At 74.0% G+C, this 15480-nt stretch carries 11 protein-coding genes; 8 read left to right on the top strand and 3 right to left on the bottom strand.

The window, feature by feature from the left end; all coding sequences use genetic code 11:
• Positions 1-19 precede the first annotated feature (19 nt).
• Genes GVV04_RS19985 through GVV04_RS19970 form a run of 4 tightly spaced genes read left to right on the top strand, consistent with a single transcriptional unit; the run spans position 20 to position 9775 of the window.
• The gene (locus tag GVV04_RS19985; protein ID WP_161689612.1) at positions 20-973 is read left to right on the top strand and encodes a TauD/TfdA family dioxygenase; all 954 of its coding nucleotides are present in this window, start codon (positions 20-22) and stop codon (positions 971-973) included.
• Positions 973-1161 (top strand): MbtH family protein, encoded by a 189-nt coding sequence (locus GVV04_RS19980; protein WP_161689611.1) that lies wholly within the window; start codon positions 973-975, stop codon positions 1159-1161. The genes GVV04_RS19985 and GVV04_RS19980 overlap by 1 nt, the downstream gene beginning before the upstream one ends.
• On the top strand, positions 1158-4277 hold the full coding sequence (locus GVV04_RS34430; RefSeq protein WP_161689610.1) for a non-ribosomal peptide synthetase: 3120 nt from the start codon (positions 1158-1160) through the stop codon (positions 4275-4277). Before GVV04_RS19980 ends, GVV04_RS34430 begins: the two co-directional genes overlap by 4 nt.
• On the top strand, positions 4274-9775 hold the full coding sequence (locus GVV04_RS19970; RefSeq protein ID WP_161689609.1) for a non-ribosomal peptide synthetase/MFS transporter: 5502 nt from the start codon (positions 4274-4276) through the stop codon (positions 9773-9775). Before GVV04_RS34430 ends, GVV04_RS19970 begins: the two co-directional genes overlap by 4 nt.
• A 112-nt stretch (positions 9776-9887) precedes the next feature.
• Here the strand turns inward: GVV04_RS19970 and GVV04_RS19965 are convergent, their stop codons facing one another.
• Together GVV04_RS19965 and GVV04_RS19960 are read right to left on the bottom strand one after the other, a co-directional pair.
• On the bottom strand, positions 9888-11147 hold the full coding sequence (locus GVV04_RS19965) for a hypothetical protein (protein WP_161689608.1): 1260 nt from the start codon (positions 11145-11147) through the stop codon (positions 9888-9890).
• A gap of 29 nt (positions 11148-11176) precedes the next feature.
• A complete protein-coding gene (locus tag GVV04_RS19960; protein WP_161689607.1) occupies positions 11177-11689 on the bottom strand; it encodes an NUDIX domain-containing protein in 513 nt (170 codons plus the stop codon).
• Positions 11690-11789: 100 nt separating this feature from the next.
• On the opposite strand from GVV04_RS19960, the gene GVV04_RS19955 reads away from it, so the two are divergent.
• Entirely contained in the window at positions 11790-12281 is a 492-nt protein-coding gene (locus GVV04_RS19955) for a type II toxin-antitoxin system PemK/MazF family toxin (protein WP_161689606.1), read from the top strand.
• A 27-nt stretch (positions 12282-12308) separates the two neighbouring features.
• On the opposite strand, the gene GVV04_RS19950 is transcribed toward GVV04_RS19955, so the two are convergent.
• On the bottom strand, positions 12309-12959 hold the full coding sequence (locus GVV04_RS19950; protein WP_161689605.1) for a GGDEF domain-containing protein: 651 nt from the start codon (positions 12957-12959) through the stop codon (positions 12309-12311).
• Positions 12960-13224: 265 nt separating this feature from the next.
• On the opposite strand from GVV04_RS19950, the gene GVV04_RS19945 reads away from it, so the two are divergent.
• The 3 genes from GVV04_RS19945 (at position 13225) to GVV04_RS19935 (ending at position 15452) form a co-directional block, all read left to right on the top strand.
• A complete protein-coding gene (locus GVV04_RS19945; protein WP_161689604.1) occupies positions 13225-13464 on the top strand; it encodes a DUF397 domain-containing protein in 240 nt (79 codons plus the stop codon).
• A 151-nt stretch (positions 13465-13615) separates the two neighbouring features.
• The gene (locus GVV04_RS19940; protein ID WP_407938824.1) at positions 13616-14497 is read left to right on the top strand and encodes a helix-turn-helix domain-containing protein; all 882 of its coding nucleotides are present in this window, start codon (positions 13616-13618) and stop codon (positions 14495-14497) included.
• Between the two features lie 106 nt (positions 14498-14603).
• Positions 14604-15452 carry an SAM-dependent methyltransferase gene (locus GVV04_RS19935; protein ID WP_161689602.1) on the top strand — a complete coding sequence of 283 codons (849 nt, stop codon included), beginning with the start codon at positions 14604-14606 and terminating at the stop codon, positions 15450-15452.
• The last annotated feature ends 28 nt before the right edge of the window (positions 15453-15480 follow it).

The following is a 15480-nucleotide window of genomic DNA, read 5'->3' as shown; positions in this document are numbered from 1 at the left end:
AACAAAGGAGCACAGAGCTATGAGCGACACGATCGCCACGCTGCCGGTGGTCGTCGAAAGCGACGGCCGGGCGTTGACAGACCTCATCGACGCCCGCCGGGCCGAGCTGCGGGCCACCCTCGTCGAGCACGGCGGGCTGCTGTTCCGTGGCTTCGACGTCGGCGGCGTCGACGGCTTCGACGCGGTGGTGCGGGCGCTGGCCGGGGAGCCGCTGGTCTACACCGAGCGGTCCTCGCCCCGGCACGCCATCAAGGGCCGGGTCTACACCTCGACCGACTACCCGCCGGACGAGGAGATCTTCCTGCACAACGAGAACTCGTACCAGGCGCGCTGGCCGCTGACCCTGTTCTTCTGGTGCGTCACCCCGCCCGAGACCCTGGGCGCGACCCCGCTGGCCGACGTGCGCCGGGTGTACGAGCTGATCGACCCGGCCGTGCGGGAGGAGTTCGTCCGCCGCCGGTGGATGTTGGTGCGCAACTTCCACGCCGACTTCGGCACCCGCTGGCAGGACGTGTTCAACACCGACGACCGGGCCGAGGTCGAGGCGTACGCGGCGGCCAACCGGATCGCCCTGGAATGGGTCGGCGGGGACGGGCTGCGCACCCGCGCCGTGCGCGACGTGGTGCACCACCGGCCCGGCTCGGACACGCCGCGCTGGTTCAACCACGCCACGTTCTTCCACGTGAGCACCCTGCCGGCGGAGTACCAGGAGGGGCTGCTGGCGATGTTCGGCCCCGACGGGCTGCCGTCGAACACCTACTACGGCGACGGCGGCGAGATCCCCGGCGACGTGCTGGACCACCTGCGGGCCGCGTACCGGGCCGCCAGCGTCCGCTTCGACTACCAGCGCGACGACGTGCTGGTGGTGGACAACATGACCGCCGCGCACGCCCGGGAGCCGTTCACCGGCCCCCGCAAGATCGCCGTCGCGATGGCCGAGCCGCACACCCCCGAGAGCACTGGAGACAACTGATGGCCGAATCACGCTTCCTGGTCGTGCGCAACGACGAGGAGCAGTACTCGATCTGGTCGGCCGACCGTGAGCTCCCCGCGGGCTGGCACGACACCGGCTTCGCCGGCACCCGCGAGGAGTGCCTGGCGCACATCGACACCGTGTGGATCGACATGCGCCCCCGTTCCGTCCGCGAGGTGAGCCAGTGACCCGGGAGTGGACCTTTCCCGCCTCCTTCGCGCAGGAGCGGGTGTGGATGGCCAACCAGCTCGACACCGGCTCGCCGGTCTACAACATCTCGAACCCGTGGGCGTTCCCGGCCGAGCTGGACGCCGACGCGGTCAGCGACGTGTTCAACCAGGTCGTCGCCCGGCACGAGGCGCTGCGTACCCACCTGCGCATGGACGACGGGGCCGTGGTGCAGGTGGTCCGCGCGCACGAGCCGGTCCGGCTGCCGGCCGAGGACCTGTCGGGCCTGCCGGAGGCCGAGCGGGTCGCCCGGTTCCTGGCGATCCGCGAGGAGCTGGCCCGCACCCCGATCCCGCTGGACGCCCCGCCGCTGTGGCGGGCCCGCCTGGTCAAGGTCAACACGGCGTGGTCGTTGCAGTTCGTGGTGCACCACGCCGTCTACGACGCCCACTCGGCGGTGGTGTTCACCACCGAGCTGGCCGCGTTCATCACCGCCGCGCTCACCGGCGCCCCCGCCGAGGTGCCCGAGCTGCCCATCCAGTACGCCGACTTCTCCGCGTGGCAGCGCGACCAGCTCGCCGGCCCGGAGCTGGACCGGCAGCTCGCCTTCTGGACCAGCCACCTGGCCGGCGCCCCGGCGGTGACCGGCCTGCCGCTGGACCGGCCCCGCCCGGCCCAGCTCGGCTTCGCCGGCGACGAGGTGCGCTTCGACCTGCCCGACGGGCTGCTCGACTCCGTCGGCCGGCTCGCCACCGCCTCGGCCGCCACCCCGTACATGGTGCTGCTGACCGGGTTCGCCGCCCTGCTGTCCCGGATCTCCGGCGACGACACGGTGGTCGTCGGCGTGTCCACCGCCGGCCGGGACACCGACGAGGTGGCCACGCTGATCGGCATGTTCGTCAACCCGGTGGCGCTGCGCTGCGACCTGACCGGCGACCCCACCGTCGCCGAGCTGCTCGGCCGGGTCCGGGGCGGCCTGATCGACGCGATGGAGCACGGGCAGACGCCGTTCCAGACGATCGTCGAGGCGGTCGCCCCGCAGCGGGACCCGTCGGTGCAGCCGCTCTTCCAGACCGCGCTGAACTTCATCCCCGACTCCGGCCTGGACCCGGTGCCGCTGGGCACCACCAAGGACGACCTGGCCTTCGACGTCACCGCCGGGGAGAGTCGGCTGGTCTACCGCACCGACCTGTTCGACCGGGCCACCGCCGAGGCGGTCGTCACCCGGTACGTCCGGCTGCTCGCCGCCGCCGTCGCCGACCCGGGCCGGCGGGTGTCCGAGCTTCCGCTGCTCGACGACGCCGAGCGGCGGCTCGTCCTGGACGCGTGGAACGCCACCGCCCACGACCGGCCGGTCACCACGCTGGTCGACGAGGTGCAGCGCCAGGCCGCGGCCACCCCGCAGGCCATCGCGCTGGTCTGCGACGGCGCCGAGCTGACGTACGCCGAGCTGAACGCCGCCGCGAACCGGCTGGCCCGGCTGCTGGTCGCCCGAGGGGCCGGCCCGGAGACCCGGGTCGCCCTCGCGCTGCCCCGCTCGATGGACCTGTTGGTGGCCATCCTCGCGGTGCTCAAGTCCGGCGCGGCGTACGTGCCGGTGGACACCGGCTACCCGGCCGCCCGGATCGGGTACCTGCTGGCCGACGCCGAGCCGGCGCTGGTGCTGGCGGTCGCCGACACCGCCGCCACAGTGCCCGGCGGCGCGTTGGTGCTCGACCCGCTCACCGCCGCCGACCTCGACGCGGCGGACCTGACCGACGCCGACCGGGCCGCCCCGCTGCGCCCGGACCACCCGGCCTACGTGCTGTACACCTCCGGCTCCACGGGCCGCCCCAAGGGCGTCGTGGTGGAGCACCGGTCGGTGACCGCGTACCTGGCCTGGGCCCGGCACACCTACCCGGGCCTGGCCGGCACCGCCCTGCTGCACTCGCCGGTGTCGTTCGACCTCACCGTCACCGGGCTGCTCGGGCCGCTCACCGCGGGCGGCACGGTCCGCCTCGCGGCGATCGACGACCCGGCCGCCCGCGCCGGCGGCCGGCCGACCTTCCTCAAGGTCACCCCGAGCCACCTGCCGCTGCTCGACGAGGCGCTGTCGCCGACGGCCGACCTGGTCATCGGCGGCGAGGCGCTCACCGGCGAGCAGCTCGCCGGCTGGCGGGCCGCCCACCCAGAGGTGGCGGTGATCAACGAGTACGGCCCGACCGAGGCCACCGTCGGCTGCGTCGCCGCCCGGATCGCGCCGGGGGCGGAGCTGCCCGCCGGGGCGGTGTCGATCGGCACCCCCACCTGGAACACCCGGGCGCTGCTGCTGGACGCGGCGCTGAACCCGGTGCCGCCGGGCGTGGCCGGCGAGCTGTACGTCGCCGGCGACCAGCTCGCCCGCGGCTACCTGCGCCGCCCCGGCCTGACCGCCGAGCGCTTCCTGCCCTGCCCGTACGGGCCGGCCGGGCAGCGGATGTACCGCACCGGCGACCTGGCCCGGTGGCGGGCCGACGGGACGCTGGAGTACCTGGGCCGCCGCGACGACCAGGTGAAGGTGCGCGGCATGCGCATCGAGCTGGGCGAGATCGAGTCGGCCCTGCTGGCCCGGCCCGGCGTCCGGGAGGCGGCGGTGGTCGTGCGCACCGACTCCGGCGAGCCGACCCTGGTCGGCTACCTGGTCGGCGACGCCGACGAGGCCACGTTGGCCGCCGACCTGGCCCGGGAGCTGCCGGCGCACCTGGTGCCGGCCGCGTTCGTCGGGCTCGACGCGCTGCCGCTGACCCCGAACGGCAAGCTGGACCGGGCCGCGCTGCCCGCCCCGGCCACCGGGACGGTCGACGGCGCGTACGTCGCCCCGCGCACCGACGCCGAGGCCCTGGTGGCCGAGGTGTACGCCGACATCCTCGGCGTGGAGAAGGTCGGCGCGACCGACGACTTCTTCGCCCTCGGCGGCAACTCGCTGCGCGGCATGCGGGCGATGGCCCGGATCCGGGCCGAGGTGGACGTCGACCTGCCGATGCGGGCGCTGTTCGGCAGCCCGGTGGTGGCCGACCTGGCCGCCCAGATCGAGAGCCTGATCGCCGCGGAACTCGACGAGCTCTCCGACACCGAGGTCGCCGCGTTGCTGGCGACGGAAGAGGGACGTACCACATGACCGACCTGAAGGATCCGGCCCGGGAAGCGGCCCGGCAGGCGCTGATCGCCAAGCGGCTGCGCCGGCGCCAGGCCACCCCGGCCGCCCGGATCACGCCCCGGCCCGAAGGCGCCGAGGTGCCGCTGTCGTACGCCCAGGAGCGGGTCTGGTTCATGGACCAGATCGCCCCGGGCGAGGCCGCGTACCACATCGCGGTGCCGCTGCGGGTGCGTGGCCCGCTCGACGTCGCGGCCCTGCGCGGCGCGCTGGCCGGGCTGACCGCGCGGCACGAGTCGCTGCGCACCCGGTTCCCGGCCGACGCCGACGGCCGGCCCACCGTGGTCGTCGAGGACACCGTCGAGGTGCCGCTGACGGTGACGGAGGCGGCCGACGAGCAGGCGGCGCAGGCGCTGGTCGACGCCGCCTCGACGGAGCCGTTCGACCTGGCCACGGGGCCGCTGCTGCGCGCCCTGCTGATCCGGCTGAACGTCGACGACCACGTGCTGTTCCTCAGCAAGCACCACATCGTCGGCGACGGCTGGTCGGTGGACGTGCTGCTGCGCGACCTGATCACCCTTTACCACGGCGGCGAGCCGCCCGCCCTGCCCGTGCAGTACGGCGACTTCGCCGTCTGGGAGGCCGCCGAGCTGGACGGCCCGGCGGCCCGGGGCCACCTGGACTGGTGGAAGTCCCGGCTGGCCGGGATCACCCCGCTGGAGCTGCCGCTGGACGCGCCCCGCCCGGCGACCCAGACCTACCGGGGCGACTTCGTCGAGTTCCAGCTCGACCCGGCGGACACCGAGCGGCTCAACGCGCTCACCCGGGCCGGCGGCGGCACGCTGTTCATGACACTGCTCGCCGCGTACCAGGTGCTGCTGGCCCGGCACGCCGGCCAGGACGACTTCGCCGTCGGCGCGTCGGTGGCCGGCCGGTCCGCGCCCGAGCTGGAGAACATCGTCGGCATGTTCATCAACATGCTGCCGATGCGGGCCGAGCTGGCCGGCGACCCGACGTTCACCGAGCTGCTGGAGCGCACCCGGCACAGCGTGCTGGACGGCTTCGAGCACGCCGAGGTGCCGTTCGCGAAGGTCGTCCACGAGCTGGGGCTGCCCCGCGACGTGAGCCGGTCCCCGGTGTTCCAGTCCATGTTCGTGCTGCAGAACTACGAGATGGGCCGGTTCACCGGGGTCTCCGACGCCGCCGACGTGAGTTTCCAGTGGAACCCGATGGAGCTGCGGGCCACCCGCTTCGACTTCGAGCTGCACGCCGTGGAGACCACCGAGGGTCTCTGGGGGAAGCTGGTCTTCAACACCGACCTGTTCACCCGGGAGACCGTCGAGCGGATCGCCCGGCGCTGGACCACTCTGCTGCGGGCGGTCGTCGCCGCACCGGACACCCGGGTCTCCGCGCTGGAGCTGGCCGCACCCGCCGAGCGGGAGCTGCTGGCCGGCTGGAACGACACCACGGCCGACTTCCCGCAGGCGCAGACCCTGCACGGCCCGTTCGAGCAGCGTGCCGCGGCCACCCCGGACGCGGTGGCGCTGACCTTCGAGGACCGCTCGGTGACGTACGCCGAGCTGAACGCCGCCGCGAACCGGGTGGCGCACCGGCTGCGCGCCGAGGGCGTCGGCCCGGAGACCCTCGTCGGGGTGTGCGCGGAGCGCTCGGTGGAGCTGGTCGCCGGGCTGCTCGGCGTGCTCAAGGCCGGCGGGGCCTACCTGCCGCTGGACCCGGAGTACCCGGCCGACCGGCTGTCCTTCATGGTCACCGACGCCGCCGCCGGTGTCGTGCTGGTGCAGGAGCACCTGCGCGACGTGCTGCCCGACACCGGCGCGACCGTGCTGGCCCTGGACGACGAGTCGGTGTGGGCCGACCAGCCGACCGCCGACCCCGCGCCGACCGCCGGGCCGGGCAACCTGGCGTACGTCATCTACACCTCCGGTTCCACCGGCCGGCCCAAGGGGGTGCCGAACACCCACCGGGGCATCGTCAACCGGCTGGACTGGAAGCAGAAGACGTACCGGCTGGGCGCCGACGACGCGGTGCTCCAGAAGACCCCGGCCAGCTTCGACGTGTCGGTGTGGGAGTTCTTCTGGCCGCTGCGCGAGGGCGCCCGGCTGGTGCTGGCCAGGCCCGGCGGGCAGAAGGACGCCGCGTACCTGCGCGACCTGCTGGTCTCCGAGCGGATCACCACCGCCCACTTCGTGCCGTCGATGCTGACGGTGTTCCTCGGTGAGGACGGGGTCGAGGCGGCCACCGGCCTGCGCCGGGTGATCTGCTCCGGCGAGGAGCTGCCGCTGGTCTCGGCGGTGGAGTTCACGGCCCGGCTGCCCTGGTGCGAGCTGCACAACCTGTACGGCCCCACCGAGGCGGCCATCGACGTCAGCGCCTGGCACTGCGACCCGGCCAAGCTGGCCGGGCTGACCAGCGTGCCGATCGGCGGCCCGATCGCCAACCTGCGCCTGCACATCCTGGACCCGGCCGGCAACGAGTGCCCGGTCGGCGTCGCGGGCGAGCTGCACATCGGCGGCGTCGGGCTGGCCCGGGGCTACCACCGCCGGCCGGCGCTCACCGCCGAGCGGTTCGTGCCCGACCCGTTCTCGGGCGAGCCGGGCGCGAGGCTGTACCGCACCGGCGACCTGGCCCGCTGGGTGGCCTCGCCGGACGGCTCGGGGGTCGTCGAGTTCCTGGGCCGGATCGACCACCAGGTGAAGCTGCGTGGCCTGCGCATCGAGCTGGGCGAGATCGAGAGCGCCCTGCGCGAGCAGCCCCAGGTGACCGAGGCGGCGGTGATCGTCCGCGAGGACACCCCGGGCGACAAGCGGCTCACCGGGTACGTGGTCGGCGACGCCGAGCACGCCGCGCTGAAGGCGGCGCTGAAGGAGACCCTGCCCGAGTACATGGTGCCGACCGCGTTCGTCACCCTCGACGCGCTGCCGCTGAGCCCCAACGGCAAGCTCGACCGCCGGGCGCTGCCCGCCCCCGTGGTGACCCGCGAGGCGTCGGTGGCGCTGGTCGAGCCGCGCGACGACACCGAGCGGCTGCTGGCCGGAATCTGGTCGGAGGTGCTGGGCGTCGACACGCTCGGCATCGACGACGACTTCTTCGACCTGGGCGGGCACTCGATGCTCGCCACCCAGGTGGTGGCGAAGATCCGCAAGGTCGAGCACGGCGGCCGGCCGGTCGGCGTGATGGACCTGTTCCAGAAGCGGACCATCCGGGACCTGGCCGCGTTCATGACCGGCGACGCCGCCGACGACGGCCCGCGCCGGCTGCTGTACGAGCTGACCAAGCCGATCCCGGCGGGCCGGCGGGTCCGCACGTACGTCTGCGTCCCGTACGGCGGCGGCAGCGCCATCGTCTACCAGCCGCTGGCCGACGCCCTGCCCGCCGGCAACGCCCTGTACTCGCTGGCCATCCCCGGCCACGACGTCGGGCTCAGCGAGGACGGCCTGCCGTTCGAGGAGCTGACCCGGCGGGTCGCCGACGAGATCGTCGAGCGGATCGAGGGGCCGATCGTGCTGTACGGCCACTGCGGCGTCGGCAGCGCGATCGTCGCCGAGGTGGCCCGCAAGGTCGAGGCGACCGGCCGGGAGCTGGAGGCCGTCTACATCGGCGCGATGTTCCCGTTCGCCCGCCCGAAGGGCTTGTTCGCCGCCGCCCGCAACCGCCTCGAACAGCTCCGCAGCAACAAGCACTACGCGAGCTGGCTCAAGTCGATGGGGGTGGACACCGACGAGCTGGACCCGGAGCAGGCCGACCGGATCATCAGCAACATGCGGGCCGACTCCCGCGCCTCGGAGGAGTACTTCACCGGCCTGCTGGACGCCGGGACGGCGAAGCTGCGCGCCCCGATCGTCTCGGTGGTCGGCTCCGAGGACCCGGTGACCGACTACTACACCGAGCGGTACGCCGAGTGGGGGTTCCTCTCCGACACCCTGGGGCTGGTCGTCCTCGACCAGGCGGGGCACTTCTTCCTCAAGTACCGGGCCGACGAGCTGGCCGAGATCGTCACGGCGGCGCACCCGGCGGTGCTCGCCGGCGACACCACCGCCCTGGAGGCTCCGGCCAGGGGCGAGGACGCCGGCTGGGTGGTCGCCGACCACCAGCGCATCGGCGCGGCCCCGGGCTCGGAGAAGGCGGTGGTGAAGCCGAGCATGGGCCGGTTCGTGGCGGTCACCGCCGGCCAGTTCGTCTCCACCACCGGCTCGGCGCTGACCGCGTTCGCCGTGCCGATCTGGCTGTTCACCCGGACCGGCTCGGTGGCCAACCTGGGCATGCTCTGGGCCCTCGCGCTGGTCTGCGGCGTGCTGATGCTGCCGATCGCGGGCGCTGTCGTCGACCGGGTCAGCCGCCGGAAGATCATGATGATCGCCAGCTCCAGCGCCGGGACGATCCAGCTCGTGCTGGCCGCCCTGCTCTGGACGGACAACCTGCGGCTGTGGATGATCTACATCCTGGTGGCGCTCAGCCAGGTCGCCGGGTCGTTCCAGCGCATCGCGTTCTCCTCGGCGGTGCCGCAGCTCGTGCCGAAGCGGTACCTCGGCCACGCGATGGGCGTCACCCAGCTCACCAACGGCTCCGCCATGCTGCTGATGCCGGTCTTCGCGGCCGGCCTGCTGGCCGCCATCGGGCTCAAGGGCATCCTGCTCATCGACGTGGCCAGCTACGTGGTGGCGGTGCTGACCCTGGCCGTGGTCCGCTTCCCGGACCTGCTCGGCTTCCGGCCCCGGGAGCGGCTGCTGACGGCGATCGCCAACGGGATGCGCTACTCGTGGCAGCACCGGGGCTTCCGGCTGATGCTGGGCTACTTCGCGATCGGCAACATCTTCCTGGCCCCGGCCCTGGTGCTGACCACTCCGATGGTGCTCTCCTTCGCCACCGCCACGCAGGTGGCGCAGGTGGCCCTGGCCGAGGCGCTCGGCGCGGTGGCGGGCGGCGTGCTGATGTCGCTGTGGGGCGGCCCCCGCAGCCGGCGGATGATCGGCGTGCTGATCGGCAACCTCGGCACCGCCGTGGGGTGCATCGTGATCGGCCTCGACGCCTCGGTGACGGTGATCTGCGTCGGGGTGTTCTGGCTGGGCCTGTCGATGACCACCGCCCAGTCGATCTACGCCACCATCGTCCAGGTGAAGGTCCCCCAGCGCTACCACGGCCGGGTGTTCAGCCTGAACCAGACCATCTCCTGGTCCACGCTGCCGATCGGCTTTGCGCTGATCGCCCCGGCCGCCACCGCCCTGTTCGAGCCGATGCTCGCCCCGGGCGGCGCGCTGGCCGGCTCGGTGGGCGCGGTGATCGGCACCGGTCCGGGCCGCGGCATGGGCTTCGCGTACGTCTGCTTCGGCGCGGCGCTGGTGCTGGTCACCCTGGGCGGCTTCGCGATCCGGCTGCTGCGGCGCTTCGACATGGAGGTGCCGGACTCGCTGCCGGACGACCTGATCGGCGCCCAGGAACGTGAGCGGCGGCTGGCCGCCCGGGCCGCCGAGCGGCAGGAGGAGAAGGTGCCGGTCGCGGCGTGACGACGCCGGCGGCGTCGTGAGCGAGGGTCGGGGGTCTCCGGTGCGCTGCCGGAGGCCCCCGCCCCTGTCCCGGGCCGGATCCGCGTGCCCGGCCTCGCGTCGTTGCGGGGCCCTACGCCACGGGCGAGTCGGTGAAATCGGCCTCGGGAACGTCGTCGGGCTCGGCGACCCAGCCGGAGAAGACCGGCACCTCGTGCCACGGGCCCACCCCGCCGCCCCGCCGGTCGGTGGCGACGGCCACCACCGCGTACGGGTGGCCGAAGCGCAGCTCGGCGGTGCGGGCGACCCCCTCCGGGGGCAGGCCCACCGTCCCGAACACTCCGGTCACGGCCGCGGCCTCGAACCCGTACCGGCTGTACCGGGCGACGACGGCCTGCCGTGCCTCGACCTCGGTGCCCCCGATCAGCGGGGCGAGGACCCGGGCGAGGGCGGAGAACCCGAGCCCCGGCCCGGTCAGGTCGTGCTCGGCGCGGGCCGACCAGCAGGGCAGCGCCGCCGCGTGCCGCTCCACCCGGCGGTCGCGGGCGTGGGTGCGGACTTTCTCCTCGCGCAGCGTCCACAGCGGCGTCGCGCCCAGCGGCAGGTCGAACAGCGACCGCCGGCCGGCGGGCTCGTCGGCGTCGGCGTCGGCCGCGATCCGGTACGCGGCGGCGAGCACGTCGGCGGGTGCGACCTCGGGAGCGGCGGCCACCGACACGACCAGCAGCCCGGCCCCGTCCCCGGCTCCGGCGGCCCCGTTGTCGTTCCCCGGTTCGGCCGCCGCCGTGTGCACGGCGACGTCGCCGGCCTCCGGCGTCGCGGCGATCCAGGCCTTGTGCCCGTACGCCGGGGTGTGCAGCACCCGGGTCAGCCGCCCGGCCCAGGGGCTGTCCGGCCCCAGCGCCGTGGCCGGGGCGAGGCCGAACGGGTCGGCCCAGGAGATCCGGGTGGCCACGGCCGAGGCCAGCGCGAGCACGACGCGGGGCGAGAGGGTCAGCGGGAACCTGTCGAGCAGACCAGCGCTGTGCCTGCGCGCCCAGGCGTCCAGGCCGGCCTGGTCCGGCAGCGGGCCGGTCTCCGTGGCGCGGGGGAGGGTGGCCCGCCAGCCGGCCAGCGCGTCGGTGTCCGCCTCCGGCCGGTGCCAGACGGCGGTGGCGGCCGGTGCCAGCGGGTGCGGGGCGTCGAGCAGCGCGGCGGCGGTCCGCGCCGCCGTCGCCGGGTCGGTGCCCAGCGCGTCGGCGAGGTCGCCGGCGTCCCGGTCGGGGACGGCCGACCCGCACAGCGCGAGCAGCAGCCAGGCGCCCAGCGGGGACGCGACGTGGTGTCGGTCGCCGACCGAGCCGTGCAGCCGGGCGGCGTAGCGGGCCAGCGGGCCGTGCAGGTTCGTCGTCATGCCCCCACTGTGCCCGCCTGGGCCGGTTCTCACGACCACAGCTCGAACGGCTCGTCGATCTCCTCCCCGGCCAGGAAGGCGGTGAGCAGCCCGGGCAGCCGGCCCGGGTAGAACCGCTCCCGGCTGCCGACGACGTCGGCGACCGGCCACCAGCGGAACCCGAAGTAGTCTTCCCGCTCGTAGTCCAGCCGGTCGGTCTCGTCGACCTCCGGGCCGGGGCCGTCCAGCCGCACCGCCACGACGACCTCGTCCTGCACGTGGCGCAGCCGGCGGTGGATGAAGCTGGCCCGCCGCCGCCAGCGCGGCGGACCGACCCGCTCCGGGGCCACCCGGATGCCGGTCTCCTCGCGCAGCTCCCGCACGGCCGTGTCGAGGTACGTCTCGCCGGGGTCGACGCCGCCGCCGGGCAGCTCCCACCAGGTGCCGAGCCGGGGGTGGTCCGGGTCGCGGGTGTGCAACAGCAGCAGCCGCCGGTCGGCGTCGAGCACCACCAGCCGTACCGCGCGCCGCTCGACGACCGGCAGGTCGTCGGGGACTTTCATCACCGTCGCTCCTCCCGTTCGCTGCCCAGGTGGCCCGGTCGCCCCCATGGTGCCCGACGCGGGTCGGCGGCGGGTCAGGGGAGGGGTTAGGCTGCCCGCCGTGGCAGGTCTGTTGAGGAGTGTGGCGTCCCGGCTGGGGCGGGTGACCCGCGGAGCCGCCCCGGCGCGCACCCCCGGTCCGATCCCGGCCCAGGTCGCGCGGCGTCGGCAGGTCGCGGCGTTGCAGCGGCGGGAGCTCAGCTACGCCCCGGAGCCCGACGGTCAGGCCGACCCGGGCGAGGTCGTCTGGACCTGGGTCCCCTACGAGGACGACCCCCGGCAGGGCAAGGACCGGCCGGTCCTGGTCGTCGGCCGGAACAGCCGCACCCTGTTCGGCCTGATGCTGTCCAGCCAGAGCGAGCGGGACGGCCAGCGGCACTGGTTCTCCCTCGGTCCCGGCACGTGGGACCGCGACAACCGGCCGAGCTGGGTACGCCTCGACCGGGTGCTCACCATGCGGGAGGACAGCATCCGGCGCGAGGGCGCGGTGCTGGACCGGCCCCGCTTCGACCGGGTCGGCCAGGCCCTGCGTGCCGGCTACGGCTGGCGCTGACCCCGGGCCGCTGCCCGGCCCGGGCGGTCACCACTCGGCGAGGTGCGCGCTGTCCACGAGCTGTCGGGTGGGGCTGGACGCGCCGATGCTCTTGGCCCGGTACATGGCCGCGTCGGCCCGGTCGAGCGCCTCGGTGAGCTGGGCGGGGCCGGTCACCGGGGCCAGGCCGACCGAGGCGGTGACCCGGAGGCTGAGGCCGTCGAGCGGGATGGGCGCGGCGAGCGCCTCGCAGAGCCGGCGGGACGCGTGCTCGATCCACCGCCGGTCGACCGTCGGGCTGGTCAGCAGGCCGGCGAACTCGTCGCCGCCGAGGCGGGCCACCAGGTTGTCACCGGCGAACGCGGCCAGCCGCTCGGCCACGCTGATCAGCACCCGGTCCCCGGCGGCGTGCCCGTAGCGGTCGTTGACCTGCTTGAAGTCGTCCAGGTCGAGCACCACCGCGATCAGCGGCTTGCCGGCGGCATCGGTGAGCAGCGAGGCGGCCAGCCGGAAGAAGGCCCGTCGGTTGGGCAGCCCGGTCAGCGGGTCGTGGCTCGCGGCGTGCCGTTCGGCGGCGAGTTCCGCCTGAAGGTGCTCGATCTCGGCCTCGGCCAACAGTGCGCGGCGGCGTAGCTGCCACGCGGACGCGAGGGCCCCGGCGGCCGAAATGCCGGACGCGATGGTCAACGGATCCGGCACGAACCCTCCCCTCGCCGCGTCCGCCCGCCTGCCCTGCTCGGTGCCGGCCGGCGCCCTGCCCACCCTCGTTTCCCCTGGTGCGGACCCGAATTCGAGTCACTCAAAGTGAACGAATGGGTACACCGCACGTGCGTTATCATGCTCGTTGTCCGGTGCAGATGCAATAGCAGATGCACGTGCAGCGGGATCGTTTTCGACCCCGCCCCCTCGCCAGCACCGCTCCTCCCCGCGGCATCGGCAGGCTCTTGAAGAGAAAGACGCCCCCATGCAGCAGCCCCACAACGGCGTTCCCGCCGCGCAGCTCCCCCCGCTGAAGTGGCAGAAGAGTCAGCGGAGCAACCCCAGCGGCAACTGCGTCGAGTTGGCCGAGCTCCCCGGCGGCGCCGGAATTGCCCTGCGCAACTCGCGTCACCCGGACGGCCCGGCGCTGATCTACACGGTGGACGAGATCGCCGCCTTCGTGCTCGGCGCCCGGGACGGGGACTTCGACGACCTGATCGCCTGACCCAGCGTAACCGGTCGGGCACATCTCGTCGATGGGACCAAAACACCCCTCGGGCGGGTTCACCTCACTGTCGGTCCATGGCATGCTTACACGTCGGCCGGGGTCGGGGCCCGGTTGACGGAGGCTGGCAAGCGGAGGTCGGCACGTGACGATGGTTCCCACGGAAGGTGGCCCGGCCACCGGCCCGACCGTGCTGCGTATGCTGCTCGGCGCCCAACTGCGCCGCCTGCGGGAGTCCGTCGGGGTGACCAGGGAGGGCGCCGGCTGGGAGATCCGGGCCTCCGAATCGAAGATCAGCCGGATGGAGCTGGGCCGGGTCGGCTTCAAGGAGCGCGACGTCGCCGACCTGCTCAGCCTCTACGGGGTCACCGATTCCGAGGAGCGCGAGGCCCTCCTCAAGCTCGCCCGGGACGCCAACAGCCCGGGCTGGTGGCACCGTTACGGCGACGTGTTGCCGTCCTGGTTCCAGTCCTACCTGGGCCTGGAGGCGGCCGCCGCGCTGATCCGCAGCTACGAGGTCCAGTTCGTGCCCGGCCTGCTCCAGACCCCGGAGTACGCCCGGGCGGTCGTCCTGCTCGGCCACCGCGGCGCCGGCGCGGACGAGATCGACCGGCGGGTGGCCCTGCGCATGCAGCGCCAGGAGCTGCTGCGCCGCCCGCAGCCGCCCCAACTGTGGGCGGTGGTCGACGAGGCCGCGCTGCGTCGGCCGATCGGCGGCCCCGAGGTGATGCGTGGCCAGTTCGCCGCCCTGATCGAGGCGACCCGGTCGCCGCACGTGCGGTTGCAGATCATCCCGTTCGACGCGGGTGGGCACGCCGCTGCGGGCGGCGCCTTCACCATCCTGCGCTTCGGCGACCAGGACCTGCCGGACATCGTCTACATCGAACAGCTCACCAGCGCCATCTACCTCGACAAGCGCGAGGACCTCGACTACTACGCGGCGGCCATGGAACGCCTCTGCGTGGAGGCCGAGCCCCCGGAACGGACGCCGGAGCTGCTGGCCCGGCTGCGCGACGAACTCCTTCCGGGGTAACGGGTTCCCGGGCGCGCAGCCGGGCCGGCAGCCTCTACCATGTTCGTGACCGACGACAGTGGACGGACGTCGGCGCGCCGATGCCAGCGCAGAGCATGGAGGATCCTTGACCACCGACGCCCCCGGTGCCCCGACCGACCCCGCCCACCCCAGCGACCGGATCGACACCTCTATCGCACATCCCGCCCGTCGCTACAACTACTGGCTGGGCGGCAAGGACAACTTCCAGGCCGACCGCGACTCGGGTGACGCGATGGCCACGGCCTTCCCGACCATTCGCATCACCGCCCTGGAGAACCGCCGCTTCCTTCAGCGGGCGGTGCGTTACCTGGCCCGCGAGGCCGGCATGCGGCAGTTCCTCGACATCGGCACCGGCATCCCCACCGCCGACAACACCCACGAGGTCGCCCAGGCTATCGCCCCACAGACCCGGGTGGTGTACGTCGACAACGACCCCATCGTGCTCGCCCACGCCCGTGCCCTGCTGACCAGCGCACCCGAGGGCGCCACCGCCTACATCGACGCCGACCTGCTCGATCCGGAGCGGATCCTCTCCCACCCCGACCTGCGGCGCACCATCGACCTCGGGCAGCCGGTGGCGCTGATGCTGGTGGCGATCCTGCACTTCCTGCCCGACCCGGACGATCCGTACGCGCTGGTCCGGCGGCTGCTGGACGCCCTGCCCCCGGGCAGCTACCTGGCCGCGTCGCACGCCACCTACGACCACCTCCCGGCGCAGGTCGTCGAGGAGACCAGGGCGGCGACGAGGACCGGGGGCGAGTACGGCGCGATCTACCTGCGTGGCCAGGCCGATTTCACCCGGTTCTTCGACGGCCTGGAGCTGGTCGAGCCGGGCGTCGTGTCCGCCGCCGAGTGGCGGGCCGACGCGGAGCCGCAGCCCCGGCCCTCGGCGCTCGACGTCAGCCTCTACGGGGCCGTGGCCCGCAAGCCCTGACCGGCCCCGGCGGGGCCCGCCCGCAAGC

This window comes from Micromonospora rubida, assembly GCF_009908295.1.
Taxonomy (GTDB): domain Bacteria; phylum Actinomycetota; class Actinomycetes; order Mycobacteriales; family Micromonosporaceae; genus Micromonospora; species Micromonospora rubida.
This window is presented reverse-complemented; position numbering and strand designations above follow the sequence as displayed.

What these genes read in the sequence shown, in the direction of transcription:
- GVV04_RS19985 (WP_161689612.1), top strand. Translation starts at nt 20, where the DNA reads ATGAGCGACACGATCGCCACGCTGCCGGTGGTCGTCGAAAGCGACGGC.
- GVV04_RS19980 (WP_161689611.1), top strand. Translation starts at nt 973, where the DNA reads ATGGCCGAATCACGCTTCCTGGTCGTGCGCAACGACGAGGAGCAGTAC.
- GVV04_RS19970 (WP_161689609.1), top strand. Translation starts at nt 4,274, where the DNA reads ATGACCGACCTGAAGGATCCGGCCCGGGAAGCGGCCCGGCAGGCGCTG.
- GVV04_RS19965 (WP_161689608.1), bottom strand. Translation starts at nt 11,147, where the DNA reads ATGACGACGAACCTGCACGGCCCGCTGGCCCGCTACGCCGCCCGGCTG.
- GVV04_RS19960 (WP_161689607.1), bottom strand. Translation starts at nt 11,689, where the DNA reads ATGAAAGTCCCCGACGACCTGCCGGTCGTCGAGCGGCGCGCGGTACGG.
- GVV04_RS19945 (WP_161689604.1), top strand. Translation starts at nt 13,225, where the DNA reads ATGCAGCAGCCCCACAACGGCGTTCCCGCCGCGCAGCTCCCCCCGCTG.
- GVV04_RS19940 (WP_407938824.1), top strand. Translation starts at nt 13,616, where the DNA reads ATGGTTCCCACGGAAGGTGGCCCGGCCACCGGCCCGACCGTGCTGCGT.